This window comes from Mesorhizobium sp. WSM4813, assembly GCF_055811555.1.
Map to the genome: position 1 here is coordinate 66,239 of NZ_JBVVQU010000004.1, position 23,473 is coordinate 89,711.

The 23,473-nt window shown below is 61.7% G+C and carries 21 protein-coding genes, 1 tRNA gene and 1 pseudogene; 17 read left to right on the forward strand and 6 right to left on the reverse strand.

The features are described from left to right. Nucleotides 1-112 precede the first annotated feature (112 nt). The 4 genes from AC0L25_RS03210 to AC0L25_RS03225 are packed head-to-tail and all read left to right on the forward strand — an operon-like array spanning nucleotide 113 to nucleotide 4,837. A complete protein-coding gene (locus tag AC0L25_RS03210) occupies nucleotides 113-1,690 on the forward strand; it encodes an ABC transporter ATP-binding protein (protein ID WP_473594178.1) in 1,578 nt (525 codons plus the stop codon). Further along, nucleotides 1,687-2,799 (forward strand): ABC transporter permease, encoded by a 1,113-nt coding sequence (locus AC0L25_RS03215; RefSeq protein ID WP_473594179.1) that lies wholly within the window; start codon nucleotides 1,687-1,689, stop codon nucleotides 2,797-2,799. The genes AC0L25_RS03210 and AC0L25_RS03215 overlap by 4 nt, the downstream gene beginning before the upstream one ends. Further along, on the forward strand, nucleotides 2,799-3,719 hold the full coding sequence (locus AC0L25_RS03220) for an ABC transporter permease (RefSeq protein ID WP_473594180.1): 921 nt from the start codon (nucleotides 2,799-2,801) through the stop codon (nucleotides 3,717-3,719). Before AC0L25_RS03215 ends, AC0L25_RS03220 begins: the two co-directional genes overlap by 1 nt. 50 nt (nucleotides 3,720-3,769) lie before the next feature. Next, the gene (locus AC0L25_RS03225; protein WP_473594181.1) at nucleotides 3,770-4,837 is read left to right on the forward strand and encodes a BMP family ABC transporter substrate-binding protein; all 1,068 of its coding nucleotides are present in this window, start codon (nucleotides 3,770-3,772) and stop codon (nucleotides 4,835-4,837) included. A gap of 170 nt (nucleotides 4,838-5,007) precedes the next feature. Here AC0L25_RS03225 and rimO read toward each other — a convergent pair whose 3' ends face one another. Further along, nucleotides 5,008-6,321, reverse strand: coding sequence for a 30S ribosomal protein S12 methylthiotransferase RimO (gene rimO, locus AC0L25_RS03230; protein WP_473594182.1), 1,314 nt, complete (start codon nucleotides 6,319-6,321; stop codon nucleotides 5,008-5,010). A 183-nt stretch (nucleotides 6,322-6,504) separates the two neighbouring features. Further along, nucleotides 6,505-7,191 carry a TerC family protein gene (locus AC0L25_RS03235; RefSeq protein WP_473594183.1) on the reverse strand — a complete coding sequence of 229 codons (687 nt, stop codon included), beginning with the start codon at nucleotides 7,189-7,191 and terminating at the stop codon, nucleotides 6,505-6,507. A 206-nt stretch (nucleotides 7,192-7,397) separates the two neighbouring features. On the opposite strand from AC0L25_RS03235, the gene AC0L25_RS03240 reads away from it, so the two are divergent. From AC0L25_RS03240 to AC0L25_RS03250, 3 genes are all read left to right on the forward strand, one after another. Continuing rightward, nucleotides 7,398-8,195 (forward strand): helix-turn-helix domain-containing protein, encoded by a 798-nt coding sequence (locus AC0L25_RS03240; protein WP_473594184.1) that lies wholly within the window; start codon nucleotides 7,398-7,400, stop codon nucleotides 8,193-8,195. Between the two features lie 68 nt (nucleotides 8,196-8,263). After that, a complete protein-coding gene (locus AC0L25_RS03245) occupies nucleotides 8,264-8,662 on the forward strand; it encodes an SRPBCC family protein (protein ID WP_473594185.1) in 399 nt (132 codons plus the stop codon). Nucleotides 8,663-8,691: 29 nt separating this feature from the next. Continuing rightward, the gene (locus tag AC0L25_RS03250) at nucleotides 8,692-9,048 is read left to right on the forward strand and encodes a VOC family protein (RefSeq protein ID WP_473594186.1); all 357 of its coding nucleotides are present in this window, start codon (nucleotides 8,692-8,694) and stop codon (nucleotides 9,046-9,048) included. A 1,422-nt stretch (nucleotides 9,049-10,470) separates the two neighbouring features. On the opposite strand, the gene AC0L25_RS03255 is transcribed toward AC0L25_RS03250, so the two are convergent. After that, nucleotides 10,471-10,560: transfer RNA gene (locus AC0L25_RS03255), tRNA-Ser, on the reverse strand. A gap of 413 nt (nucleotides 10,561-10,973) precedes the next feature. Here AC0L25_RS03255 and AC0L25_RS03260 point away from each other — a divergent pair. The 8 genes from AC0L25_RS03260 (at nucleotide 10,974) to AC0L25_RS03295 (ending at nucleotide 19,008) form a co-directional block, all read left to right on the forward strand. Further along, a complete protein-coding gene (locus tag AC0L25_RS03260) occupies nucleotides 10,974-12,200 on the forward strand; it encodes a septal ring lytic transglycosylase RlpA family protein (RefSeq protein WP_473594187.1) in 1,227 nt (408 codons plus the stop codon). Between the two features lie 114 nt (nucleotides 12,201-12,314). Then, the gene (locus AC0L25_RS03265; protein WP_473594188.1) at nucleotides 12,315-13,481 is read left to right on the forward strand and encodes a D-alanyl-D-alanine carboxypeptidase family protein; all 1,167 of its coding nucleotides are present in this window, start codon (nucleotides 12,315-12,317) and stop codon (nucleotides 13,479-13,481) included. A 63-nt stretch (nucleotides 13,482-13,544) separates the two neighbouring features. Then, nucleotides 13,545-14,219, forward strand: coding sequence for a dTMP kinase (gene tmk / locus AC0L25_RS03270; RefSeq protein WP_473594189.1), 675 nt, complete (start codon nucleotides 13,545-13,547; stop codon nucleotides 14,217-14,219). Further along, the gene (locus AC0L25_RS03275) at nucleotides 14,216-15,271 is read left to right on the forward strand and encodes a DNA polymerase III subunit delta' (protein ID WP_473594190.1); all 1,056 of its coding nucleotides are present in this window, start codon (nucleotides 14,216-14,218) and stop codon (nucleotides 15,269-15,271) included. The genes tmk and AC0L25_RS03275 overlap by 4 nt, the downstream gene beginning before the upstream one ends. Nucleotides 15,272-15,301: 30 nt before the next feature. Beyond that, a complete protein-coding gene (metG, locus tag AC0L25_RS03280) occupies nucleotides 15,302-16,906 on the forward strand; it encodes a methionine--tRNA ligase (RefSeq protein ID WP_473594254.1) in 1,605 nt (534 codons plus the stop codon). After that, nucleotides 16,906-17,700: a TatD family hydrolase gene (locus AC0L25_RS03285; RefSeq protein WP_473594191.1), complete on the forward strand. Its 795-nt coding sequence runs from the start codon at nucleotides 16,906-16,908 to the stop codon at nucleotides 17,698-17,700. Before metG ends, AC0L25_RS03285 begins: the two co-directional genes overlap by 1 nt. Nucleotides 17,701-17,703: 3 nt before the next feature. Continuing rightward, the gene (locus tag AC0L25_RS03290) at nucleotides 17,704-18,525 is read left to right on the forward strand and encodes an MBL fold metallo-hydrolase (protein ID WP_473594192.1); all 822 of its coding nucleotides are present in this window, start codon (nucleotides 17,704-17,706) and stop codon (nucleotides 18,523-18,525) included. 12 nt (nucleotides 18,526-18,537) lie between these two features. Next, nucleotides 18,538-19,008 (forward strand): YbaK/EbsC family protein, encoded by a 471-nt coding sequence (locus tag AC0L25_RS03295; protein ID WP_473594193.1) that lies wholly within the window; start codon nucleotides 18,538-18,540, stop codon nucleotides 19,006-19,008. Between the two features lie 17 nt (nucleotides 19,009-19,025). Here AC0L25_RS03295 and AC0L25_RS03300 read toward each other — a convergent pair whose 3' ends face one another. Continuing rightward, nucleotides 19,026-19,685 (reverse strand): TetR/AcrR family transcriptional regulator, encoded by a 660-nt coding sequence (locus AC0L25_RS03300; protein ID WP_473594194.1) that lies wholly within the window; start codon nucleotides 19,683-19,685, stop codon nucleotides 19,026-19,028. Between the two features lie 243 nt (nucleotides 19,686-19,928). Between AC0L25_RS03300 and AC0L25_RS03305 the strand changes: the two are divergent. Next, nucleotides 19,929-20,676: pseudogene (locus AC0L25_RS03305) on the forward strand (homocysteine S-methyltransferase family protein). 294 nt (nucleotides 20,677-20,970) lie between these two features. Then, on the forward strand, nucleotides 20,971-21,882 hold the full coding sequence (locus AC0L25_RS03310; RefSeq protein WP_473594195.1) for an agmatinase: 912 nt from the start codon (nucleotides 20,971-20,973) through the stop codon (nucleotides 21,880-21,882). Between the two features lie 78 nt (nucleotides 21,883-21,960). Here the strand turns inward: AC0L25_RS03310 and AC0L25_RS03315 are convergent, their stop codons facing one another. Next, nucleotides 21,961-22,677, reverse strand: coding sequence for a Bax inhibitor-1/YccA family protein (locus AC0L25_RS03315; RefSeq protein ID WP_292513732.1), 717 nt, complete (start codon nucleotides 22,675-22,677; stop codon nucleotides 21,961-21,963). A gap of 21 nt (nucleotides 22,678-22,698) precedes the next feature. Next, nucleotides 22,699-23,472: an anti-sigma factor family protein gene (locus AC0L25_RS03320; protein WP_473594255.1), complete on the reverse strand. Its 774-nt coding sequence runs from the start codon at nucleotides 23,470-23,472 to the stop codon at nucleotides 22,699-22,701. Nucleotide 23,473: the final 1 nt, after the last annotated feature.

The following is a 23,473-nucleotide window of genomic DNA, read 5'->3' on the forward strand; positions in this document are numbered from 1 at the left end:
TTAGGTTTCCGCTGAAATTCTTGAAGCTCTTTCAAGACGGGTGCCGCTTTGCGATGACAGCAGGCCGCGCATACGATGCCTGCGGGAACACAGAATATATCTGGCAAACCAGATGGGAGGCACTGTGAGTGCAAATCAGGACGACGCAAACCTGCTTGAGGTCCGTGGCCTTACCAAAACGTTCGGCACGCTGACCGCGTGCGACCATGTCGATCTCAACGTCGCAAAAGGCGAAATCCACGCGTTGCTCGGCGAGAACGGCGCCGGCAAGTCGACGCTCGTCAAAATGCTGTTCGGAACACTGGAGCCCAATTCGGGCGAGATTTTCTGGAACGGTCAGGCGGTCACGATCACCAATCCCGGCCTTGCGAAGAAGCTCGGCATCGGCATGGTGTTCCAGCATTTTTCGCTGTTCGAGGCGCTGACGGCGGCCGAGAACATCGCGCTGTCGCTGGACGACGGTTCGCCGATCAGCACGATTGCCGCGAAGGCAAGGGCGCTTTCCTACAGCTACGGCCTGCCGCTCGACCCGCAATCGCTGGTCGGCGACCTGTCGGTCGGTGAGCGCCAGCGTATAGAGATCATCCGCTGCCTTCTGCAGACGCCGCAGCTCATCATTCTCGACGAGCCGACTTCGGTGCTGACGCCGCAGGAAGCCGACAAGCTGTTCGCGACGCTCGAACGGTTGCGCTCGGAAGGAAAATCCATCCTCTACATTTCGCACCGCCTGGAAGAGGTCAAGCGCATCTGCGACCGCGCCACCGTGCTGCGCCACGGCAAGGTGGTTGGCCATTGCAACCCGCGCAAGGAAACCGCGGCATCTCTGGCACGCATGATGGTCGGCAACGACGTTCAGGCGGTGGTGCGCGAACCCGCCCAGGGTATCGAGACCGCGCAGCCGCTGCTTGAAATTCGCACACTCAGCCGCAGGCCGTCGACGCCGTTCTCGATCCCGCTCAGGAACATCAACCTGACGGTACGCGCCGGCGAAGTGATCGGCATTGCAGGCGTTGCCGGCAATGGCCAGGGCGAGTTCTTCGAATCCGTTTCCGGCGAGGTGCCGCAGCAGGATGCCGCCTCGGTGCGCATCCGCGGCAAGGATGCCGGCGGCCTCAGCATCACCGGCAGGCGGCTGATCGGCGCTGCCTTCGTGCCGGAAGAGCGGCTCGGCCACGGTGCAGCACCGCGCATGAAGCTTTCGGAAAACCTGCTTCTGTCGCGCCATGCCACCGACGGCAAGGTGTTTGTCGGCGCCGGCGGCATGGTCAAAAGCGATGCGATCTATGCCGCTGCCCAGCGCATCATCAAGTCGATGGATGTGCGCAAGAGCGCCCCGGACCCGGAGGCGGCAGCGCTTTCAGGCGGCAATCTGCAGAAGTTCATTGTTGGGCGCGAACTCGACCGTAGGCCAAGCGTCATGGTCGTCAATCAGCCGACATGGGGCGTCGACGCTGGTGCGGCCGCCCACATTCGCCAGATGCTGATCGAATTGGCGCGCAGCGGCTCAGCGGTGCTGGTCATCAGCCAGGATCTCGACGAATTGTTCGAGATATCCGACGCGATCGCGGTGATGCACAATGGCGAATTATCGAAGCCCTTGCCGATCGCTGAGGCCACGTTTGAAAAGATAGGACTGCTGATGGGCGGGGCCGAGCCCGGCCACGCCGAACACGCTCTGGAGACGTCATGATGCGCCTCGAACTCGTCAAACGGCCGCAGCGCTCGATGCTGTTCTCGGCGCTGTCGCCCTTCATTGCGTTCGTGTTGACGATCATTGCGGGCGCCATCCTGTTCGCACTGCTTGGCGTCAATCCTTTGAAGGCGTTCCAAATTTACTTCCTCGAGCCGGTCAGTCAGGTCTGGCAGCTGCATGAGCTGGCGATCAAGGCGGCACCGCTCATCCTGATCGGGGTCGGCCTGTCGGTCTGCTACAGAGCCAACATCTGGAACATCGGTGCAGAAGGCCAATTCATCCTGGGCGGCATCGTCGGCTCGAGCATTCCGGTGCTGTTTCCGCAGTTTGAAGGGCCGCTGGTGCTGCCGCTGATGCTGCTGTTCGGCATGGTCGGCGGTGCCGCCTATGCCACCATTCCCGCTGTGCTCAAGACGCGCTTCAACACCAACGAGATCCTGACCAGCCTGATGCTGGTTTATGTCTCGCAGCTGTTCCTCGACTGGCTGGTGCGCGGACCGTGGCGCGATCCGAAGGGTTTCAATTTCCCGCAGACGATACAGTTCAACGATTCGGCCATTCTCCCCGAACTGATGCCGGCCTCCGGCCGCGCCAATTGGGGCTTCGTGTTCGCGCTGGTCGCGGCGGTGCTGGTCTGGATCCTGATGAGCCGCATGCTGAAAGGCTTTGAGGTCCGCGTGCTCGGCTCAAGCCCCAGGGCAGGGCGCTTCGCCGGCTTCGGTATCAACCGAATGGTGTTCTTCGCCTTCATGCTGTCGGGTGCACTCGCCGGACTTGCCGGCATCTCGGAGGTCTCCGGCGCCATCGGCCAGCTGCAGCCGGTGATTTCGCCCGGCTACGGCTTTGCCGCCATCATCGTGGCGTTCCTCGGCCGGCTCAATCCGCTCGGCATCGTCGCTGCGGGCCTGGTGCTGGCACTGACCTATCTCGGCGGCGAGGCGGTGCAAAGCGCGCTCGGCATCTCCGATAAGGTGGCGCGCGTGTTCCAGGGCATGCTCCTGTTCTTCGTGCTCGGCTGCGACACGCTCATTCACTACCGCATTCGTCTGATCGGCTTTGCCGCGCCGAAGCTTGAATCCGCGCCGAAGCTGGAGGAGGCCCGCTGATGGACATCACCGTCAACATTCTTTTGACCATCGCAACCGCGGCGACGCCTTTGCTGATCGCGGCGATCGGCGAGCTGGTGGTCGAACGTTCCGGCGTGCTCAATCTCGGTGTCGAAGGGATGATGATCATGGGGGCGGTCGGCGGTTTCGGCGCCGGCTATCTCACCGGATCGCCGTGGATCGGGTTGTTGGCGGCGATCGCCTTGGGTGCGGTGTTTTCGCTGCTGTTCGCCGTCATGACGCTGTCGCTGGCCACCAACCAGGTGGCGACCGGCCTGTCGCTGACGCTGCTCGGCCTCGGGCTTTCCGGCATGATGGGCACTAGCTTTGTCGGCCAGCCCGGCGCGAGGCTGCCAAACCTCGACATTCCCGGCCTGACAGCGATCCCCGTCCTCGGCAGGTTGTTATTCGGCCAGGACCCGATCTTCTACATTTCGATTGCATTGACCGCCGCGGTCATGTGGTTCCTGTTCAGGACCCGCACCGGACTCACGCTGCGCTCGATCGGCGACAGTCACACATCGGCCCATGCCCTTGGCATCCAGGTCAACCGCTACCGCTACCTGGCAGTGATCTTCGGCGGCGCCTGTGCAGGCCTTGCCGGGGGCCACCTGTCGCTGGTCTATACGCCGCAATGGGTGGAGAACATGACCGCCGGGCGCGGCTGGATCGCGTTGGCGCTGGTCGTGTTCGCGTCATGGCGGCCATGGCGGGTGCTGGCTGGCGCCTATATCTTCGGCGCGGTATGGATCGGCCAGCTTCATGCACAGGCTTTTGGTATTCCGGTTCCCTCGCAACTGCTTTCTTCATTGCCCTATCTGGCAACCATCGTGGTTCTCGTTCTAATCTCGCGTAACAAGCGTTTGACGATGATGAACACACCGGCTTCCTTGGGGCAGCCATTCGTTCCGGATCGTTGACAATAAAAACAAACGGGAAGCTCCAAGGCTTAACTCAGAGAGGTAACACGATGAAAAAACTGCTTATTGCGCTGGTAGCCACGGCGGCAGCATTGTCGGCGGCGGTGACCGCCGAAGCGCAGGAAAAGCTGAAAGCCTGTTGGGTCTATACCGGCCCGATCGGCGATTTCGGCTATTCGTACCAGCATGACCAGGGCCGTCTGGATGTAGAGAAGGCACTCGGCGACAAGGTCGAGACCGCTTATCTGGAGAACGTCTCCGAGGGTCCCGATGCCGATCGTGCCTTCGAGCGCCTGGCGCGCGAAGGATGCAAGATCATTTTCGGCACGTCATTCGGCTTCATGGACCCCGAAGTGAAGGTCGCCAAGAAGTTTCCCGACGTGATGTTCGAACACGCGACCGGCTACAAGACGGCCGAAAATCTCGGCATCTACAACGCACGTTTCTACGAAGGCCGCTACATCCTCGGCCAGATCGCGGCCAAGCAATCGAAGTCGGGCGTCGCCGGCTACATCGTTTCGTTTCCGATTCCCGAAGTGGTGATGGGCATCAATTCCTTCATGCTCGGCGCCCAATCGATCAAGCCAGATTTCAAGGCGAAGATCGTCTGGGTCAATTCATGGTTCGATCCGGGCAAGGAAGCCGATGCCGCCAAGGCTCTGTTCGACCAGGGTGCCGACATCATCGTCCAGCACACCGACTCGACCGCTCCCCTGCAAGTCGCCGAAGAGCGCGGACTGCAGGGCTTCGGCCAGTCTTCGGACATGATCAAGTTCGCTCCCAAGGCACAGTTGACCTCGATCGTCGACGATTGGGGCCCGTATTATATCGGCCGGGTGAAGGCTGCACTCGACGGCACCTGGAAGCCTGGCAATGTCTGGCTGGGCATCAAGGACGGCGCCGTTAAGATGGCCCCTTACACCAACATGCCCGATGACGTGAAGGCGATGGCGGAAGCCACCGAGAAGAAGATCGTCGAAGGATGGAACCCGTTCACCGGGCCGATTGCCAAGCAGGACGGCACGCCGTGGCTGAAGGAAGGCGAAGTCGCCGACGACGCTACGCTGCTCGGCATGAACTTCTACGTCAAGGGCGTCGACGACAAGCTGCCGCAGTAAGCGCAGACGGGGCCAATCATGAGAAGGAAGGGCGCCGCATGGCGCCCTTTCGCTTTGCGCATGACCCCGAAATCGGGATCGATTTCGGAAAGGATCATGCGCAAAATCAAAGTGCTACAGCGTTCTTTGCGCGTCCGAAATGACGCGTGGTGCTGTAGAGCGAGATACGATCAGACCGCCGAACCGTAGAGATCGTAGGCGTCGGCACGGTCTATCTTAACGGTGACGATGTCGCCGGCGCGCAACGGGCGCCGCGACTGGATATGCACCGAGCCGTCGATTTCGGGTGCGTCGTATTTGGTGCGGCCCTTCGCCGAGGTACCATGCGCCTCGTCGATCAGGACAGGCAGGCGTTTGCCGACCTTCCTGGCAAGCTGCGTCGCCGAGATCTTCTGCTGGCGCTGCATGAAGCGGTGCCAGCGCGCTTCCTTGATTTCCTGCGGCACCTGTTCGAGGCCGAGATCATTGGAGCGGGCGCCCCTGACCGGCTCGTATTTGAAACAGCCGGCGCGATCGATCTTGGCTTCGTCCAGCCAATCGAGCAGCATTTCGAAATCGTCGTCCGTCTCGCCGGGGAAGCCGACGATGAAGGTGGAGCGGATCGCCAGATCCGGACAGATTTCGCGCCAGCCGCGAATGCGGTCGAGGGTCTTTTCGCCACGGGCAGGCCGGCGCATGTTCTTCAGAACCTGCGGCGAGGCGTGCTGGAACGGGATGTCCAGATAGGGAAGGATCTTTCCTTCGGCCATCAGCGGGATGACATCGGCGACATGCGGGTAGGGGTAGACATAGTGCATGCGTACCCAAACGCCGAGCTTGCCGAGTTCCTCCGACAGATCGAGGAATTTCGCCCGCACTTCGCGATCGCCGAACATGCTGGTCTGGTATTTGATGTCGATGCCGTAGGCGCTGGTGTCCTGCGAAATGACCAGTATCTCCTTAACGCCGGCCTTGGCCAGTTTCTCGGCTTCGCGCAAAACGTCGGCCGCCGGCCGCGAGACGAGGTCGCCGCGCAGCGCCGGGATGATGCAGAAGGTGCAGCGGTTGTTGCAGCCTTCCGAAATCTTGAGATAGGCATAGTGGCGCGGCGTGAGCTTGACGCCTTGCGGCGGCAACAGGTCGACATAGGGATCGTGGCTCGGGGGCGCGGCCTCATGCACCGCAGCCATCACGCTCTCGTATGCCTGCGGACCGGTGATGGCGAGAACGTTGGGGTGTTTCTCGCGGATGACGTCAGGTTCGGCGCCCAGACAGCCGGTGACGATGACCCTGCCGTTCTCCGAAAGGGCGGAGCCGATGGCGTCGAGCGATTCATCGCGAGCCGAATCAAGAAAGCCGCAGGTGTTGACGACGACCAGATCGGCGCCGTCATGCTTGCGCGCGATCTCGTAGCCTTCGGCGCGAAGGCGTGTGATGATGCGCTCTGAATCCACGAGGGCTTTTGGGCATCCAAGGCTGACGAAACTGACGCGAGGGGCAGACATGTGCGGTTTCCAATGGACGCGGGCCGGAAACCCTAAGGCCCGGCCCGGAAGTCTCGATACATGTTGATCTTTTGAACTTTCGCAGAAGCTCAATTGCACGGCGCAATAGCATAGTTCCGCAATCAAGCAAACCGAGGAATGGCTTGGCGCCGCTCGGCGGGCCTGCACTGCCAAGGGTCAGGCTCAATGACCGCCCGGTCCGAACCAGGGCGCCAGGAATGCAAACTGTTCGGGGAACTGCTGCACGGCACCATCCAGAAGCATCTTCACGGCGACGTAGAGAATGATCACGAGGCCGATATAAGCAATCCAGCGGTACTTATGCAGGAGGCGTGCGACAAACGAAGCGGCGAAGCCCATCAACGCAATCGACAGCGCCAAGCCGATGATCAGGACCGTCGGATGGTCCATCGCCGCGCCTGCGACTGCAAGGACGTTGTCGAGAGACATCGAAACGTCGGCAATGACGATCTGCCAGGCTGCCTGAGCGAAGGTCTTGCGCGGTCCCTTGCCGCCAATCGTCCCGCTTTTGTCGTAATCGACATTCGACAACGATTCCGTCGCGTCATGTTCCTGCTCGTGGCTGACACGCAACTCGCGCCACATCTTCCAGCACACCCAAAGCAGCAGCAGGCCGCCGGCTATGAGGAGAATCGGGCCGATGGTGAGGAGCCACTGAGTGATCAGGGCGAAGAAGATGCGAAGCACGGTGGCCGCCACAATGCCGACGAGAATCGCCTTCTTGCGCTGATCCGACGGCAGGCCTGCCGCAGCAAGGCCGATGACGATGGCATTGTCGCCGGCAAGCACAAGGTCGATGGCGATGACCTGGAGCAGGGCCGACAGGCCAGCGGCGGTAAAAATTTCCATCAGCTGGAATTTCCTTGCTTAGTCGCCGATCGTTCACGTGGAGTGCCCGGACGCCCTAACGTGTATGGTTCCCGCGCGTCAAGAGACCGCTTGAGGACAAGGCCGGCAAACCGCCTGATCGGGGGTAGAAATCGCCGAGAGCCGCAATAGATTTCGGGGACCGAAGAGTACGACGCCTTAGAAAGTGTTCCTCACAGGAGAGGCTCGTGACGTCTGACGACAACACACCCGTCCTTTCCGGGGCGCCCATCCTTTCCCAAGCAATCGGGGAGTACCGCGAGGTCGATCCTCCGGCCGCACTCGATGGGCATTTCCAGTGTGTCTGGTCCAATACATTGCGCCCGGACGCGGGGAACTTATCGGCCGTGGTCCCCGACGGCTGCGTCGACATCACCTGGATCGACGGCGATCTGGCCGTAGCGGGCCCAGACGTGGCCGTTGTCCTCTCTGCGCTGACACCTGGCTCTACCGTGATCGGTACCCGCTTCCGACCGGGTGCGGCAAGCCGGTGGCTCGGCCTGCCGATGTCGGAGATCGTTGGCCGCCGGTTGGCGCTCAGCCACTTCTGGGGAGCGCTGGCGCGCGAAATCGCCCAGAGAATTGGCGATGCATCCTCCACGACGGAGCGGATGCGGGCGATGCAAGCGGCACTCTCTAGGCTTGCGCCCGATGTCGAGCCGCCGCCTGCGGACATGGGATTTGCCTTCAACGCGCTGAAAACGGAAGCAGCCGGTCCGGGCATGGCGGTGATCCTCGACCGGCTCGACGTCAGCCCGCGAACGCTTCGCCGCCGCTGCCAAGAGGCTTTCGGTTATGGTCCAAAGACGCTCGACCGCATTCTCCGCTTCCAGCGGTTTCTGAACCTGGCGCGGCAGTCCGCCGAGCCGCGCCTAGCCGATCTTGCGTTCGAGGCGGGTTATTCCGACCAGGCGCATCTGACGCGCGAGGTGCGGCGCCTGTCGGGCTTCTCGCCCGCGACGGTTCTGCGACAGCTCGGCGCCTGAACTGGCCGTTTCGTTCAATACGCCACAGCCAGCTCCGTCTAGTCTGCCTTCGTTGAAAGGAGGCAGATATGACCGTCTACAAATCCCGCATCATCACCGTGCCCATCGACCGGGACTGGCGCGAAGTCTATGACTTCGCCTCCATCCCGGAGAATTTCCAGCGCTGGGCGGCAGGCCTCGGCCGGCACTTCGAAAGATCGGGCGAAGAATGGACCGCGCAGGACCCCGACGGCCGGCTCATCCGCATCCGCTTCTCCCGGCCCAATGAATTCGGTGTCCTCGATCACATCGTCTTTGCCGAGGACAAGGAAACCCGCAATGCGGTGCGCGTGGTTCCCAACGGGACCGGCGCCGAGGTCATGTTCGTGCTGTTGAGGACGCCGGAGATGACGGAGGAGATATTCGCTGCCGACGCCGAGGCCGTGCAGCGCGACCTCAATACCCTGAAGGCAATGCTCGAACGCTGAGTTTCCAAAAACCGCGAAAGGAGAAGACCATGGCCAAATCCAGCAACGACAAGCGCATCGACTATGTCGAGTTTTCCGTCGGCGACATCACGCGCTCGCGCGGCTTCTATGGCAAGGCCTTCGGCTGGTCCTTCAAGGACTATGGGCCGAGCTATTGCGAGTTCAACGACGGCCGCCTGACTGGCGGCTTCGCCCTCGGCGGCCAGGGCAAGGCGGCAGGCGGGCCGCTGGTGATCCTCTACGCCGACCAGCTCGACGAGACCCAGCGCCACGTCGAGGAGGCCGGCGGGAAGATCGTCAAGCCCGCCTATTCCTTCCCGGGCGGCCGCCGCTTCCACTTCTCCGATGCGGACGGCTACGAATTGGCAGTGTGGTCGGAGAAGTGAGGAAGCGGAAAGGGGCGCCGAGCCGAGCCGGCGCCTCTTTCGAATGGGTTGGACGCCCACCAAGGATCCGATTGTACGGCTGGTTGTCGCTGCGCTAAACCTCCTCAAAGGTGCCGGCGCTGCTGTTTAAGCGATGTACAATTATTGTCCGATGGCGTAGCCCCCGCATCGCCAGACGGTCCTCCTCTATTCCTGCAGATCGTTGCGATCAAACTCAAACCACTTCGGGTTGAATTTGATCGCAGGTAACGCAAGTTTATCTCATCCGCCTTTCCGCGACGGACGGCGGAATTGATGGGTGCTTCAAAGTCCTTTGCCAGTCTGCGGTTGCGGTTAATCCAGGCAAAAAGCGTTCGACCTCACGACACCAAAGCACTCGATCTTACAGACGTGAGCTATGACCGAAATAGGTGATGGGCATGGTGAGCGACTTTCAAAACGGGCTCTTAACCGCAGAGCGTTGAGTTATCGCAACGCCCCTTGCGCGGCCAATAGCTTGTGCTTTTCGAAGATCGCTAGCTTCTGCGGATAAGTGATCCGCACCTTGGCGTTGCACCCGTCGCATCTGAAGTGCGCGATCGTTCTCAGCGCAGAGCCCTTCCTTACTGCCGGATGCGAGCAATCCGGACAGTCGAATGTGAGGACAACGTCCAACAAGTCTTCGGCTAAACCCATTTCCATCCCCTTCACAAGCGCTGTGGCTACACTCTGGCGAGACTCAATGGGCAATTACGATGCCAATCCGGCTGTGCCAAAGGGGGACTAGAACTATTCGCCTCGGAACACCGCCAAACTAGTGCGCTTTCTCTGCGCCCTTTGAGCGACGAAAACCGGACTGCCTCCAGAAATTCGCGCTCACTGGTAGTAATATTTCGGAAGATTGCGACAATCGTCGCCGCCAAGGCTTCGGCATCGCGACTTAAAGGATCGATGTGTTCATCTGCGCAAACTTGATCAAACATGCGCTCCCAAATCATGAGGCGGGTGCGATTGAAACGCCGGCGCGGCATTTGCGAGCGTCCGGCCCGCTCGTGCACAAGAAGCCGGTCTTCTCAAGAAACGCGTCTTGAGTGGTTGTTCCCGGTTACAAGCTTTTGTCATGCCGCAAACGGTAGGACAAAGAATAGAACGCCTTTGTTGCGCGTATCATTGCGCAGGCTATCGCAAGCTGCGCCTCAAACTTGGCGTTTTCCTTTTATGTCGTGTTATGCACGGGCCGCGGCGCACTCGGGTTGAGCGATGCCGTTCTGCTATTTCTGGAGGCGACGAAGCCGGATGAGTTGGCGTTGCACGGCCGAGAGCACTGAGCACCGCTCTTGTTCCCAAGCTTATCGGAGCAGGTTCAGAAGCGAAGCAACCTGTGCGCTGAATTCAACGTAGGTATGCTGGTATTGTAGATCATCCAGCAATATCAATGGTATCTGGCGGAGGGAGTGGGATTCGAACCCACGGTGGGCTTGCACCCACGCCGGTTTTCAAGACCGGTGCCTTAAACCGCTCGGCCATCCCTCCATCGTGATTTTTCAACCACTTGGATGCTCGTCCTGATCTCAACTCGTACCGGTTGACGCTGCCTGCGCCTAGAGATCGTCCGCGCCTCAATGCTCTAGTGCGCCTAGCGAAGTCCTGTCAACCGGCCGCGGCCCTTTCGTGTCAGCGTCAGGGCATCGACGCTTGACGGCGAGGCTGAAGCAAGGCGAACAGCGAGCGCCGAGGGTCGAAAAGCGGTGATTTTTCACAGCGATCGCCGCGACGGTTTGTGCCACAATCTCGCCCGGTTCCGACCACAATGGGTTAATACGGTAATAAACAATTCCTGTGCACAAGGGATTGCGAATCAAGGTGGCGCTGGCATTTGTCGGGTGGGTTTTGGCCCTGCCGACGGTTAAGTTGCGGTGTCTTTGTTGAGAGGGGACAATCGAAAAATGCAAAGCACGGCGCGCCCGCGTCTTCGTCGCGCTTCCGCGTTCGCGTTGCTTGCCTTGTCGGCTGCCTTGCTGGCGGCTTGCGCCGCGCCACAGCCGAAGGCGATGGTCAACAAGAAACCCCGCTCCAAGGAATATTTTTCCGAATCCGAATACGGCGTGAAGGCCAGCCCGCGCGTCACCTTCAAGATGTCGGGCCTGCAGCGTGGCGGCGGACGCGACCAGCTCGGCAAGCCCTATCAGGTGCGCGGCAAGTGGTATTACCCGAAGGAAGACAAGCGTTATGCCAAGATGGGTCTCGCCTCCTGGTATGGCGAAGCCTTCCACGGGAGGCTGACCGCCAACGGCGAAGTCTACGACATGACACATCTGACCGGTGCGCATCCGACAATGCCGCTGCCGAGCTATGCACGCGTCACCAATCTGAAGACCGGCAGCTCGGTCGTCGTGCGCGTCAACGATCGCGGTCCTTACCATGACGGGCGCATCATCGATGTGTCGAAGCGCGCCGCCGAAATGCTCGACTATGCCAATATTGGCACGGCCAAGGTGAAGGTCGAATATGTCGGCCGGGCGCCGCTTCACGGCAATGACGACCAGTATCTGATGGCCTCTTACCATCCCGGCAACAGGGCGCCGGATCCGTCGGACGGCCTGCCCACCGGTGTCATGATCGCCATGAACGGACCATCGCCGAGCACGGCGTTGGCCGCCGCCGCTGCCTTTCCCGGTCAGTTGACGAATTCCGCATCAGCAGAGCCTGTCGTGGCGGCGCAGACGCCGGCCGCTGGGAGTGTGACGCTGCCCGATTTCGGGCCGATCGTGCCGGAACGCCCGCAGATCGGTCTGCCGCCGCAATCGCCGTTCAACGTAGCGACGCTGTCTTACGCGAACGAACGCGTGCAGCGCGCCTCCAATGTCTTTGCCGCGCTGGATGGCGCCGGCATGTCGCCCGCCGAAATCCTTCAATCGTGGAAACGGCAGATTCCTTCGGCCGCTTCGCCCACGGACTATATCGCGGCGGGCTCGTTCGAGTATGCCGCCGAGGCGCAGCGTGTGGCAACCCAGCTTTCCGGCTTCGGCAAGACCGAAATCCAGCGCTCCGAATTCGAGGGTAAGGACTGGTATTCGGTCAATCTCTATTCGGATGGCCATAGTGGTCTGGACGAGATGCTGCAGGCGGCATGGTCGCATGGCGCACCAGACGCGCTCGTGGTTCGGAACTGACCGGCAAAACCTGAAGTTTTGCCCTGTTGTCCATCGCGCGGTTGATCGGCCGGGACAAAGCCTGATAACTTGTAGAGCTTGCCGAGAAATACCGGCTGACAGGTCGAACTTCTCATGAAATTTCGCTTCGCCGCGCCTCTCGCCGGGCTCCTGGGTTTTGGCCTCCTGCTGCTTTCGCTGGCGCCGGCCGCGGCGCAGCTTTTCGAGACCAAGGCCGAGCAGGCCTTCATGATCGATGCCGAAACCGGAACGGTGCTGTTTTCCAAAGATGCCGACAGGCCAATTCAGCCGGCGTCGCTGGCCAAGCTGATGACGATGGAGGTGGTTTTCAACGCCATCAAATCGGGGCGCGTAACGCTCGACGACACATTCGTGGTAAGTGAGAACGCATGGCGCACCGGCGGCGCGCCATCCGGAACGTCGACAATGTTTGCCAAGCTGAAGTCAACGATCCGGCTTGAAGACCTGATCCAGGGCGTGACGGTTCAGGCCGCCAATGACGGCTGCATCATCATCGCCGAAGGTTTTGCGGGATCGGAGGCGAATTTCGCGACTGAGATGACCGAGCGCGCAAGACAGATTGGCCTCGATAAATCGACATTCGTCAATTCAACCGGTCTGCCGGCCGACGGTCAGCAGACGACGGTTCGAGAGCTTGCGCTTCTGGCCCTGCATATCTGGCGCGAGTACCCGGACCTCTATCGCTATTACGGCCAAAAGGATTTCACCTGGAACAAGATCACCCAGAGGAACCGCAACCCTCTGCTGGCGATGGATATCGGCGCCGACGGCCTGGCGATCGGCAGGAGCGAGTCATCCGGGTTTGGCGTCGTCGGCTCGGTCAGCCACAGTGGCAGGCGGGTCATTGCGGCGATGAGCGGCCTGGCAAGCGACCGCGAGCGCGCCGAGGAAGCGCGAAAGCTGCTCGACTGGGGCCTTCGTTCCTTTGAGAAAACCGAGATTTTCGCCAAGGACGAGGTGGTCGGCGAGGCCCAGGTTTTCGGCGGTGTGAAATCCGGCGTGGCGCTGAAGGCAAAAGCGCCCGTGGTCATCTTCCTGCCCATCGCCAACCGCGACAAGCTGACCGCCAAGATCGTCTATGACGGGCCGGTTGCAGCACCGGTGGAGGAGGGGCAACCAGTGGGTGCATTGCGGGTCTGGATCGGTGATACGCTGAGCCAGGAGACGCCGCTTTTCGCCGCCGAGTCGGTTGGCGTCGGCTCGCTGCCGCAACGCGCGCTCGATGCCGCCAAGGAACTGGCGGTTGGTTGGCTGCGTTAGCACCACGGCGTGGACCTTTTCTCAAGTCAGGACTATTACGGTCCCCCAGCATGGATAAAGGCTTTGGCGTACGGGTTCTTCATCACCTTCGAAGGCGGAGAAGGGGCAGGCAAGTCGACGCAGATCGAACGGCTGGCCAGGAAGATGCGTGCTAAGAAATACGATGTCCTTGTCACGCGTGAGCCGGGCGGCTCGCCGGGCGCGGAGGCGGTGAGGCATGTCCTACTTTCAGGCGCTGCCGAGCCATTCGGCCCCCGGATGGAGGCGCTGCTTTTCGCCGCCGCGCGTTCCGACCATGTCGAGCAGGTCATCCGGCCGGCGGTCGAACGCGGCTCGATCGTGCTTTGTGATCGCTTCATGGACTCCTCGCGCGTTTACCAGGGCGTCACTGGCGGCCTCGACCCGGCGTTCATGGGCGCGCTGGAGAAGGTCGCCATCAACGGCATGGTCCCCGATATGACGCTGATCTTCGATATCGACCCGGCCGAAGGGCTGCGGCGCGCTACGGCACGGCGGGGCACCGATGCCGGCGCCGACCGCTTCGAAAAGGAAACGCTTGATATCCACCAGCGCCGCCGCGAAGCCTTTCTGGCAATCGCCGCGGCAGAACCCGAGCGCTGCATCGTCGTCGACGCGTCCGCCGACCCCGACACCGTGGAGAATGTCGTCACCGCTGCCGTGTTCGCGGCGCTGGAGACGATGACGCCGGCGCACAGGAAGCAGGCGTCGCCAGGATGATTTTCGAACGGATCGCGCCAGAACAGCACGACACGCTCGACGGCGTACCGGAGCCGTCCGAGACCCTGCGTCTGGTCGGGCATGGCCAAGCGGCGAATATGCTGGCCGCCGCCTATCGCTCCGGGAAGCTGCCGCATGCACTGATCTTTGTCGGGCCGGTTGGCATCGGCAAGGCGACGCTCGCCTTTCATCTGGCGCATCATCTGCTGAAGCATCCCGAATTCGCACAGGCGCCGGACGTTCTCGCCGTTCCTGATCCGGCGTCATCGCTGTTTCGCCAGATCGCAACCGGCGCGCACCCTTCGGTGCTGCATCTGACCCGCCCGCCGAACGACAAGACGAAGAGCTTTAAGACGGTCGTCACCGTCGACGAGATCCGCAAGGTCAGCCGCTTCCTGTCGCTGACCTCGCATGACGGCAGCTACCGGGTGGTGATCGTCGATCCGGCCGACGACATGAATACCAATGCTGCCAACGCTTTGTTGAAGAATCTTGAAGAACCACCGGCACGCACACTGTTCATCCTCATCGTCCATGCGCCGGGCAGCCTTTTGCCGACGATCCGCTCGCGCTGCCAGATGGTGCGGCTGACGCCGCTCGATGCCGAGAGCCTGATGACGGTTCTGGAGAATTTCGAACCACCGCCACCGGACGATCCCGCGGCGCGCGCGGCACTGGCGAAGCGGGCAGGGGGCAGCGCCCGCACCGCAATCCTGCTGACGCAGTATGGCGGGTTGGAAATCGCCGAGACGCTCGACGCTCTGGCGACGGCAAGAAAGAGCGATGTTGCCGGCGCCTATCGGCTTGCGGAGGCCGTCGCCGGGCGCGACCAGGCGATCCAGTTCGATATCTTCAATCGCCGTGCGCTCGATCTGCTCTCGACCGGGGCGAGCCAGGCGGCGCTGGCGGGCGATCTGGCGCGGGCCAAAACGCTGTCGGATACTTGGCACGAGGCTTTGAACGCTATATCTGAGACCGACACCTACAATCTCGACAAGAAGCAGCACGCCTTGACCATGATCGACCGCCTGAATTCTGCAATGCGAATGTGACGGCCCATCGGGATGGCAATCGCCGTTTCGATGCGATATCTCACCGACATCTTTCATTCAGACATTCATGACGGCTCATCCATGGCACGCGAAAAATACTACCTCACGACGCCGATTTTCTATCCGAACGGCAAGCCGCATATCGGTCATGCCTACAATGTCATCGCCAGCGACACGCTGGCCCGCTTCCAGCGGCTCGACGGCAAGGACGTCTTCTTCGTCTCGGGAACCGACGAGCACGGTTTGAAGATGCAGCAGACGGCGGACGCCGAAGGCCTGACGCCGAAAGCGCTTGCCGATCGCAACTCGGCGATCTTCCGCTCGATGCTTGAAGCGACCGGCTGTTCGAACGACGTTTTCATCCGCACCACCGAGGAGCGCCACTACAAGGCCTGCCAGGCGATCTGGACCCGCATGGCGGAAAATGGCGACATTTACCTCGACCGCTATAGCGGCTGGTATTCGGTGCGACAGGAAGCCTATTTTGACGAGGCCGAAACCAAGGTCGGCGACGACGGCATACGTCGCGAACCGCTCGGCTCGCCCGTCGAATGGACCGAGGAAGAGAGCTATTTCTTCTGCCTTTCCGCCTATCAGGACAGGCTGCTCGCGCTCTACGAGAACAGCCCCGAATTTGTCGGACCGGCGGAGCGGCGCAACGAAATCGTCAGCTTCGTCAAATCCGGACTGAAGGATCTGTCGATCTCGCGGACCACGTTCAAATGGGGCGTGCCGGTGCCGGGCGACGACAAGCATGTGATGTATGTCTGGGTCGATGCACTGACCAACTACATCACGGCTGCCGGTTATCCGGATACGGCCGATGACAGATGGTCCTTCTGGCCGGCGAACGTCCACGTCATCGGCAAGGACATCGTCCGCTTCCACGCCGTCTACTGGCCGGCCTTCCTGCTGTCGGCAGGGATCGAACTGCCGAAGCGCGTGTTCGCGCATGGCTTTCTGTTCAACCGCGGCGAGAAAATGTCGAAGTCGGTCGGCAATGTCGTCGATCCGTTCGCGATGATCGAGCATTACGGCCTCGACCAGGTGCGCTATTTCTTCATGCGCGAAGTGCCCTTCGGCCAGGACGGTAGCTACAGCCACGACGCCATCGTCAACCGCACCAATGCCGACCTCGCCAATGATCTTGGCAATCTGGCGCAGCGCTCGCTGTCGATGATCGCCAAGAACTGCGGCGGCGTGGTGCCAAAGCGCGGCGAACTGAGCGATGCCGACAAGGCGATCCTCGATCAGGCAAGTGCGGCCCTTGTCACGGCACGCAAGGCGATGGCCGAACAGGGCATTCATCTGGCGCTGGCGGCGATCTTTGGCGTGGTGGCTGAAGCCAACCGCTATTTCGCCGGGCAGGAGCCATGGGCGCTGAAGAAGACCGATCCCGTGCGCATGGAAACCGTGCTGTGGACGACGGCGGAGGTGATCCGGCGCATCGCGATCCTTTGCCAGCCCGTCGTCCCGACCTCGGCGGCAAAGCTGCTCGACATGCTGGCGGTGCCGGCTGACAGCCGCGACTTCGCGCATGTGGCCGAGGCTCATGCGCTGGTTTCAGGCACGGCTCTGCCAGCACCGGAACCGGTGTTTCCACGCTATGTCGAGCAAACGGATGCGAACATCTGATGTTGGTCGACAGTCATTGCCATCTCGACTTTCCGGATTTCGCAGAGGAGCGGGCGGCCATCGTCGCCCGCGCTTTAGCCGCTGGAATCGGTCGCATGGTGACGATCTCGACGCGTGTGAAGCGGTTTCAACAAGTACTTGAGATCGCTGAATCTTTCAACGAAGTCTATTGCTCGGTCGGCACCCATCCGCACAATGCCGCCGAGGAGCTGGACGTGACTGTCGAGGAGCTTGTCCGGCTGTCCGCTCATCGCAAAGTGGTGGCGATCGGCGAGGCCGGGCTCGACTATTTCTACGATCATGCGCCGCGCGATGCGCAGGCGCAGGGCTTTCGCATCCATATCGCCGCCGCGCGTCAAACGGGCCTGCCGCTGGTCATCCACGCGCGCGATGCCGACAGCGACATGGCTGATATCCTCGAGGACGAAACAGGGAAGGGCGCCTTCCCCTTCATCCTGCACTGTTTTTCGTCCGGGCGTAGACTGGCCGAAGTCGGCGTGGCGCTCGGCGGCTACGTTTCCTTTTCCGGCATCCTGACCTTCAAGAATTCGGCCGAGCTGCGCGCCATCGCCGCCGATGTGCCACGCGACCGCCTGCTGGTCGAAACCGACGCGCCATACCTCGCGCCGATACCGTTTCGCGGCAAGCGCAACGAGCCTGCGTATGTGGCGCATACAGCCAAGGTGCTGGCCGAAACGATCGGTGTCAGCGAGGCCGAAATCGCTGCCGTCACCACGGACAATTTCTTCCGGCTGTTCGAGAAGATGCCGCGCCCAAACCCGCTGAGCTCCTGACGCATGAGCGGCCGGCTGCGCCTCACCATTCTCGGCTGCGGCTCATCGCCGGGCACGCCGCGCATCACTGGCGACTGGGGCACTTGCGATCCGGCTAATCCGAGGAACCGGCGCATGCGCACCGCAGCGCTCGTCGAGCGGATCGCGGCAAACGGCGACAGGACCACCGTCGTCATCGACACCGGGCCAGATTTCCGCGAGCAGATGCTGCTGGCATCGGTCAGGCGCATCGATGCTGTCGTCTATACGCACCCCCATGCCGACCATATCCACGGCATCGACGATTTGCGTGGCTTTGTGCTTGAGCAGCGTCATCTCATCGATATCCACGCCGACCAACCCACCATGCTGCGGTTAAGGGAAGCTTTCGGCTACTGTTTCGAAACACCGCTGGGCAGTTCCTATCCGCCCATCGTCGAGCCGCATATCATCGACCACGTCAGACCGGTCGTAATTGAAGGCGAGGGGGGTGCCCTCACCCTCGTGCCGCTGCCGCAGATCCACGGCGACATCATATCGCTTGGTTTTCGCATAGGCGGGCTCGCCTATTGCCCCGATATTAGTGATTTCCCGGACGCTACCGCCGAACGGCTGCGGGATTTGGACGTGCTGGTCATCGACGCGCTGCAATACAGGACGCATCCGAGCCATCTGTCGCTTGGCCAGGCACTCGGCTGGATTGAAAAACTGGCGCCGGGAAAGGCCGTTCTGACGCACATGCATGTGCCGCTCGACTATGCCGCGGTGATGGCCGAGACGCCGGCCGATGTCGAGCCGGCTTATGATGGTATGATAATAGAAATCCCTTTTGAACCAGCACGATAGGTTCTGTTCTTCATGACTGGCAGCATTGATCGTGTGACCAAGGCAGCGGCCGATGCCGGCCTCGACATCGAAATTAGGCGCATGGGTGCCTCCACCCGCACCGCCGAGGAAGCCGCCGCGCAATGCGGCTCCACAGCGGCCCAGATCGTCAAATCTTTGGTGTTCCAGGGGGAAACCAGCGGAAAGCTGTTTCTCTTCCTGGTTTCCGGCTCCAATCAGCTGGATCTAGCCAAGGCTGCCGCACTGACCGGCGAGCCGCTGAAGCGCGCCGACCCGCGGCAGATCCGCGACGAGACCGGATTTGCCATCGGCGGCGTGGCGCCGATCGGCCATCTGATTGCGATCCCGGCGTTCGCCGACGAAACGCTGCTCGGTTTCGACCGCATATGGGCAGCGGCCGGCGCGCACGACGCAGTGTTCGCAGCCGAGCCACACGCAATGATCAAGGCAGCGCAGGCTGTCGTAGCGACGCTGGCAGCCTGAATCGAACGTGCCGGACCCTATTCGGCGGCGATGGCGGTGGGGGTGGGCGGCAGCATGATGTCGGGCGTAGCCAGCGCGAACAGCATCTTTACTACGCTGCGGAAGGCGAGGATCTGGCGTCCGAGGACACGGGGATCGCCGAGCCCCCGCGACATGATGATGCCGCCATCGATCACACAGGAGAACATGATGGCCACGTCGTCGAGATCCATGCCTTTGCGGGCAGGATAAACGGTCCCGATCTCGTTCAGCGCATCGCGAAACCGCCCGTTCCAGGAACGTACGGCGTCGGCGGCGATGTCGCGAACGTTGCGATCGAAAAGGCGTTCCTGATAGGTGAACGTCGCGATCAGGCAGCCGGGGTGGCCGTTCGGCAGGTCACCCATCAGCTCGGCAAGCAGCTTGAGCGTGATCAGGAACGATTGCAACGGATCATCGGACAACTGCCGGCCGCGGTGAAATACATCATCGAAGATGCGGTCGTTCTCCTCGACGTAGCGCAGCATCAAGGCGCGGGCGAGTTCGTTCTTGTCCTTGAAATGATAGAAGAAGCCGCTCTTGGTGATGCCGGCTTCGGCGATCACCTCTTCGATGGACGTCGCGCCGAACCCCTTGGCGAGCACCGACGCCTCGGCGATCTCCAGAATGCGTTCGCGCGTTTCCGCACCCTTGCGCATGACCGAATGCCCTCAAATTTACTGTACCGGCGGTATGGTTTTCACACCCGCCAACATCGGCACCGATAGCAATACGACCGGCCCAGCGCGGCTATCCGTCTGTAATTACTGCGGTTTCCGCTTCGATGGAGTACCGGACCACAAGCCTTCTACCGCACCGCCGGCACGTGCTGCTAAAACTTGGCTATTCCGAACCGACCGCCACCAGGGCGACACGGTGTCATCTTACCACTGGAGACAAACATGGCCAAGTACCGCCAGAATCTGCCACAACTCGCCAATAGAACATTCCTGAGTGATGGCGGCATGGAAACGACCCTCATCTTTCACGAAGGCCTCGACCTTCCGCATTTTGCTTCATTCACGCTGATGGCAACCCCTGAAGGCCGGCAGAAACTGAGGGAATATTACGTCCGTTATCTGACCATTGCGCGCAGCAGCGGGACCGGCTTCATCCTCGACACGCCGACGTGGCGGGCCAACCCGGATTGGGGAACCTTGCTCGGCTACGGGCCGGAAGCGCTACGCGCCGTCAACGAGGCCTCGATCGAGTTTCTTCTCGACCTGCGCAAGGAGTTCGAGACCGCGGAAACGCCCTGCGTCATCAGCGGCGCGATCGGACCGCGCGGCGACGGCTACAAAGCCGGCAAGATGGACGCCAACGAGGCGGAAGCCTATCACGCGACGCAGATCGAGAGTTTCGCGCGGACCGAGGCCGACATGGTGGCGGCCTATACGCTCACCAATTTCAAAGAGGCAATCGGCGTGGCGCGGGCGGCCAAGGCGCATGCCATGCCGTGCATGATCTCGTTCACCGTGGAGACCGACGGGAAGTTGGTGACCGGGATGGCGCTCGGCGAGGCGATAGACAGGGTCGACGATGCCACGGACGGTGCGCCGGCCTACTATATGCATCCTAGGCGGCTGCTGCGGCACTGACCACCGGCACATCGCGGCGATCTGCGAGGCCTGCGTGCCGCAAGCGGCGTAAGGAGGACCTGTGTGCGTCCAACGAGACGCACACAGGTCAACCGCAGCTCCGCTTGGTTTCAAGGAACAAGGAACTGCGGTTGGGCCGAAAGCAGCGCAATCAAACCCACATCGCAGTTCCATAACCTATCTTATGCGACTTTGGCATGGGTGGAATCTCAGCGTGAACCGACGAAAGACTCTCTGATTTTTGCGTCGATTGGCTTAGCGTAGGATTTCGCCGCTACCGCAAACGACCCGATCCTGCACCCTCAACACCAAAATCTCAGCTAACCATCATTAAGATCATCAAGAAATGACCGCCTCGCCTCCCTTTCTTGGCTTTCCCGATCGCCTCGCCGATGGTCGCATGCCCCGTGCGGTGATCTTCGGAGCCGGTCACGGCAGCACCTATCCCGGCAAGGACAGCAGCGGCTATGCCTTGGCAGCCGATGCCATCCGCGCTGCGAGCCAGGTCGATGCCGAGCTCGTCGAGCACTGGGATTTCGATCTCGGCGGTCCCCTGTTCGACGGCAAGCCGGTCTGCTGCATCGACGACGGCGACATCCCGACCACCATGCATGACAATCCCGGCAACCGAGCCCGGATCGAGGCGAAGACGCGCGAGATCCTGGCATTGCCGGCCGTACCGATCCTGCTCGGCGGCGACGATTCCGTGCCCATTCCTTTCCTCGCCGGCTTTGCCGATCACGGGCCGGTCTGGATCCTGCAGATCGACGCCCATATCGACTGGCGCGACGAGTTGCATGGCGAGCGCTACGGCTATTCCAACCCGATGCGCCGGGCGAGCGAGATGCCGCATGTCGCCGGTATCGTGCAGGTCGGCATCCGTGGCGTCGGCAGCGCACGCCTCAGCGAAATCGAAGCGGCGCGGCGCTATGGCAGCCGCTTCGTGACCGCCCGCGAGGTTCACGCCCAGGGCGTCGACGCTGCTCTCCGGCATATTCCGGAAGGAGCGCGGATCGTCGTCACCCTCGACTGCGACGGCCTCGATCCCGGCATCATGCCGGGCGTGGCGGCGCGTACGCCCGGCGGCCTCACCTACACGCAGGTGATCGACCTGATCGCGGGCCTCGGCAGGCGGGCCAGGATCGCAGGATTCGACCTTGTCGAGCTCTATCCTCCGGCCGACATTGACGGCCTGTCGGCCCTGACCGCCGCGCGCCTTCTCGTCAATGTGATCGGCACCATCGACCGGCAGGTTTGAAGCATCGCCCCGACCGGCTGCGCAACCCACGTCGCGGCTCCAAACCGCTGCCGCGACATGCAGGTTGATTTGATGGGCCTATTCGCGCTCGCCAGTGAAGTTCAGCAGCAGCTGGAAGATGTTGATGAAGTTCAGATAGAGCGAGAATGCACCGAAGACGGCGAGCTTCTGCTGCGATTCCGCACCGAAGTTTTCGGCGAACTGCTCCTTGATCGTCTGCGTATCCCAGGCGGTGAGACCGATAAAGACGGCGATGCCGATCACCGAGATGGCGAACTGGAGCGCAGTCGAGCCGAGGAAGATGTTGACGATGCTGGCAATCACCACGCCGATCAGGCCCATGATCAGGAAGGACGAGAACTGGGTCAGGTCGCGTTTGGTCGTGTAGCCGTAGAGGCTGGTCGCGCCGAACATGGTGGCGGCGATGAAGAAGGTGCGCGCGATGCTGGTCCCGGTGAAGACCAGGAACACGGACGCCAGCGACAGGCCCATGACCGCACAGAATGCCCAGAACATCGCCTGAGCGCCGGCCGCGGACATCGTCTGTATCCGGAACGAGAACAGCAGCACGAAGGCGAGCGGTGCCAGCATCACCACCCACTTCAACGGGCTGGAAAAGATCGGCACGTAGAGGGCTGGCGTGGAAGCCACCACGAAGGCGATCACGCCGGTAACGACGAGGCCAACTCCCATGTAGTTGTAGACGCGCAGCATGTGCTGGCGGAGGCTTTCGTCATAGACGGCGCCGGTTTGGGCTCCGACGCCGGTGCGGTATCCTAGATTGGGGGTGTTCATGCGGGCTCTCCTTTGTGAAGGTCAGTAAAGCGTGTTGGCGAGCGTTTCTGCGGTGCGATCGAGATCGCGGACGCCGCTTCGGGCGACGACTGCGTAAGCAACTTCGCCGATCTGGAAATAGGCCGAGGAAATTTCGCCCGACGGGGCGACGGTCGGCTGGACCACGTCGAACGTTCCGGGCCTGATCGCGAACAGCGAGACCAGTCCCAGATCCCTTGTTTCGACAGCCATCTCGACGCTCGGGCCGAACTGCGATGGATAGATCTGCACGTCGCGGACCTTCCAGCCCTTGGGCAGCGACGGCATGACGATCGCCGTGGCGGCGCGGATTTCGTCCGCATCGTAATTCGGCGCTTCGGGCTGGGATGACATGGCCTCGCGCATGATCGTCGTCCTGTGCGCACGGATCGCCTCCTCCAGATAGACAGGCGGCTGGGTCGAGGCGACGACTTTCGTCACCGATATCGGCCCGACGATTCCGTTCGCCAGCCAGCCCGCAGCCACCAGGACTGCGACTGCCGCAGCCCGCTGCAACGTGCGTAAGGCGCGCCCTCGAGCCAGTCCCCGTTCCAGCCGCCGTGCCGCATCGGCCGTTGCCGGCCGCGCCATGCCCTTGGATCCGGCAAGCGCCACGCGCAGTTCGTCGCGCGTCCTGAGGTCGGACATCACGCGAGCGGCCGCCTCCGGACGGGCGGAAAGAAACGCCTCGACTTCGATGCGGCGGGCAACGTCCAGCTGGTCGTCGACATAGGCGTCGAGGTCGGCATCGGTCACCGGGTCGCGCGGTTCGCTCATC

Coding starts and splice junctions, on each gene's coding strand:
- AC0L25_RS03210 (WP_473594178.1), top strand. CDS start 113: ATGGGAGGCACTGTGAGTGCAAATCAGGACGACGCAAACCTGCTTGAG.
- AC0L25_RS03215 (WP_473594179.1), top strand. CDS start 1,687: ATGATGCGCCTCGAACTCGTCAAACGGCCGCAGCGCTCGATGCTGTTC.
- AC0L25_RS03220 (WP_473594180.1), top strand. CDS start 2,799: ATGGACATCACCGTCAACATTCTTTTGACCATCGCAACCGCGGCGACG.
- AC0L25_RS03225 (WP_473594181.1), top strand. CDS start 3,770: ATGAAAAAACTGCTTATTGCGCTGGTAGCCACGGCGGCAGCATTGTCG.
- rimO (WP_473594182.1), bottom strand. CDS start 6,321: ATGTCTGCCCCTCGCGTCAGTTTCGTCAGCCTTGGATGCCCAAAAGCC.
- AC0L25_RS03235 (WP_473594183.1), bottom strand. CDS start 7,191: ATGGAAATTTTTACCGCCGCTGGCCTGTCGGCCCTGCTCCAGGTCATC.
- AC0L25_RS03245 (WP_473594185.1), top strand. CDS start 8,264: ATGACCGTCTACAAATCCCGCATCATCACCGTGCCCATCGACCGGGAC.
- AC0L25_RS03250 (WP_473594186.1), top strand. CDS start 8,692: ATGGCCAAATCCAGCAACGACAAGCGCATCGACTATGTCGAGTTTTCC.
- AC0L25_RS03260 (WP_473594187.1), top strand. CDS start 10,974: ATGCAAAGCACGGCGCGCCCGCGTCTTCGTCGCGCTTCCGCGTTCGCG.
- AC0L25_RS03265 (WP_473594188.1), top strand. CDS start 12,315: ATGAAATTTCGCTTCGCCGCGCCTCTCGCCGGGCTCCTGGGTTTTGGC.
- AC0L25_RS03275 (WP_473594190.1), top strand. CDS start 14,216: ATGATTTTCGAACGGATCGCGCCAGAACAGCACGACACGCTCGACGGC.
- metG (WP_473594254.1), top strand. CDS start 15,302: ATGCGATATCTCACCGACATCTTTCATTCAGACATTCATGACGGCTCA.
- AC0L25_RS03285 (WP_473594191.1), top strand. CDS start 16,906: ATGTTGGTCGACAGTCATTGCCATCTCGACTTTCCGGATTTCGCAGAG.
- AC0L25_RS03290 (WP_473594192.1), top strand. CDS start 17,704: ATGAGCGGCCGGCTGCGCCTCACCATTCTCGGCTGCGGCTCATCGCCG.
- AC0L25_RS03295 (WP_473594193.1), top strand. CDS start 18,538: ATGACTGGCAGCATTGATCGTGTGACCAAGGCAGCGGCCGATGCCGGC.
- AC0L25_RS03300 (WP_473594194.1), bottom strand. CDS start 19,685: ATGCGCAAGGGTGCGGAAACGCGCGAACGCATTCTGGAGATCGCCGAG.
- AC0L25_RS03310 (WP_473594195.1), top strand. CDS start 20,971: ATGACCGCCTCGCCTCCCTTTCTTGGCTTTCCCGATCGCCTCGCCGAT.
- AC0L25_RS03315 (WP_292513732.1), bottom strand. CDS start 22,677: ATGAACACCCCCAATCTAGGATACCGCACCGGCGTCGGAGCCCAAACC.
- AC0L25_RS03320 (WP_473594255.1), bottom strand. CDS start 23,472: ATGAGCGAACCGCGCGACCCGGTGACCGATGCCGACCTCGACGCCTAT.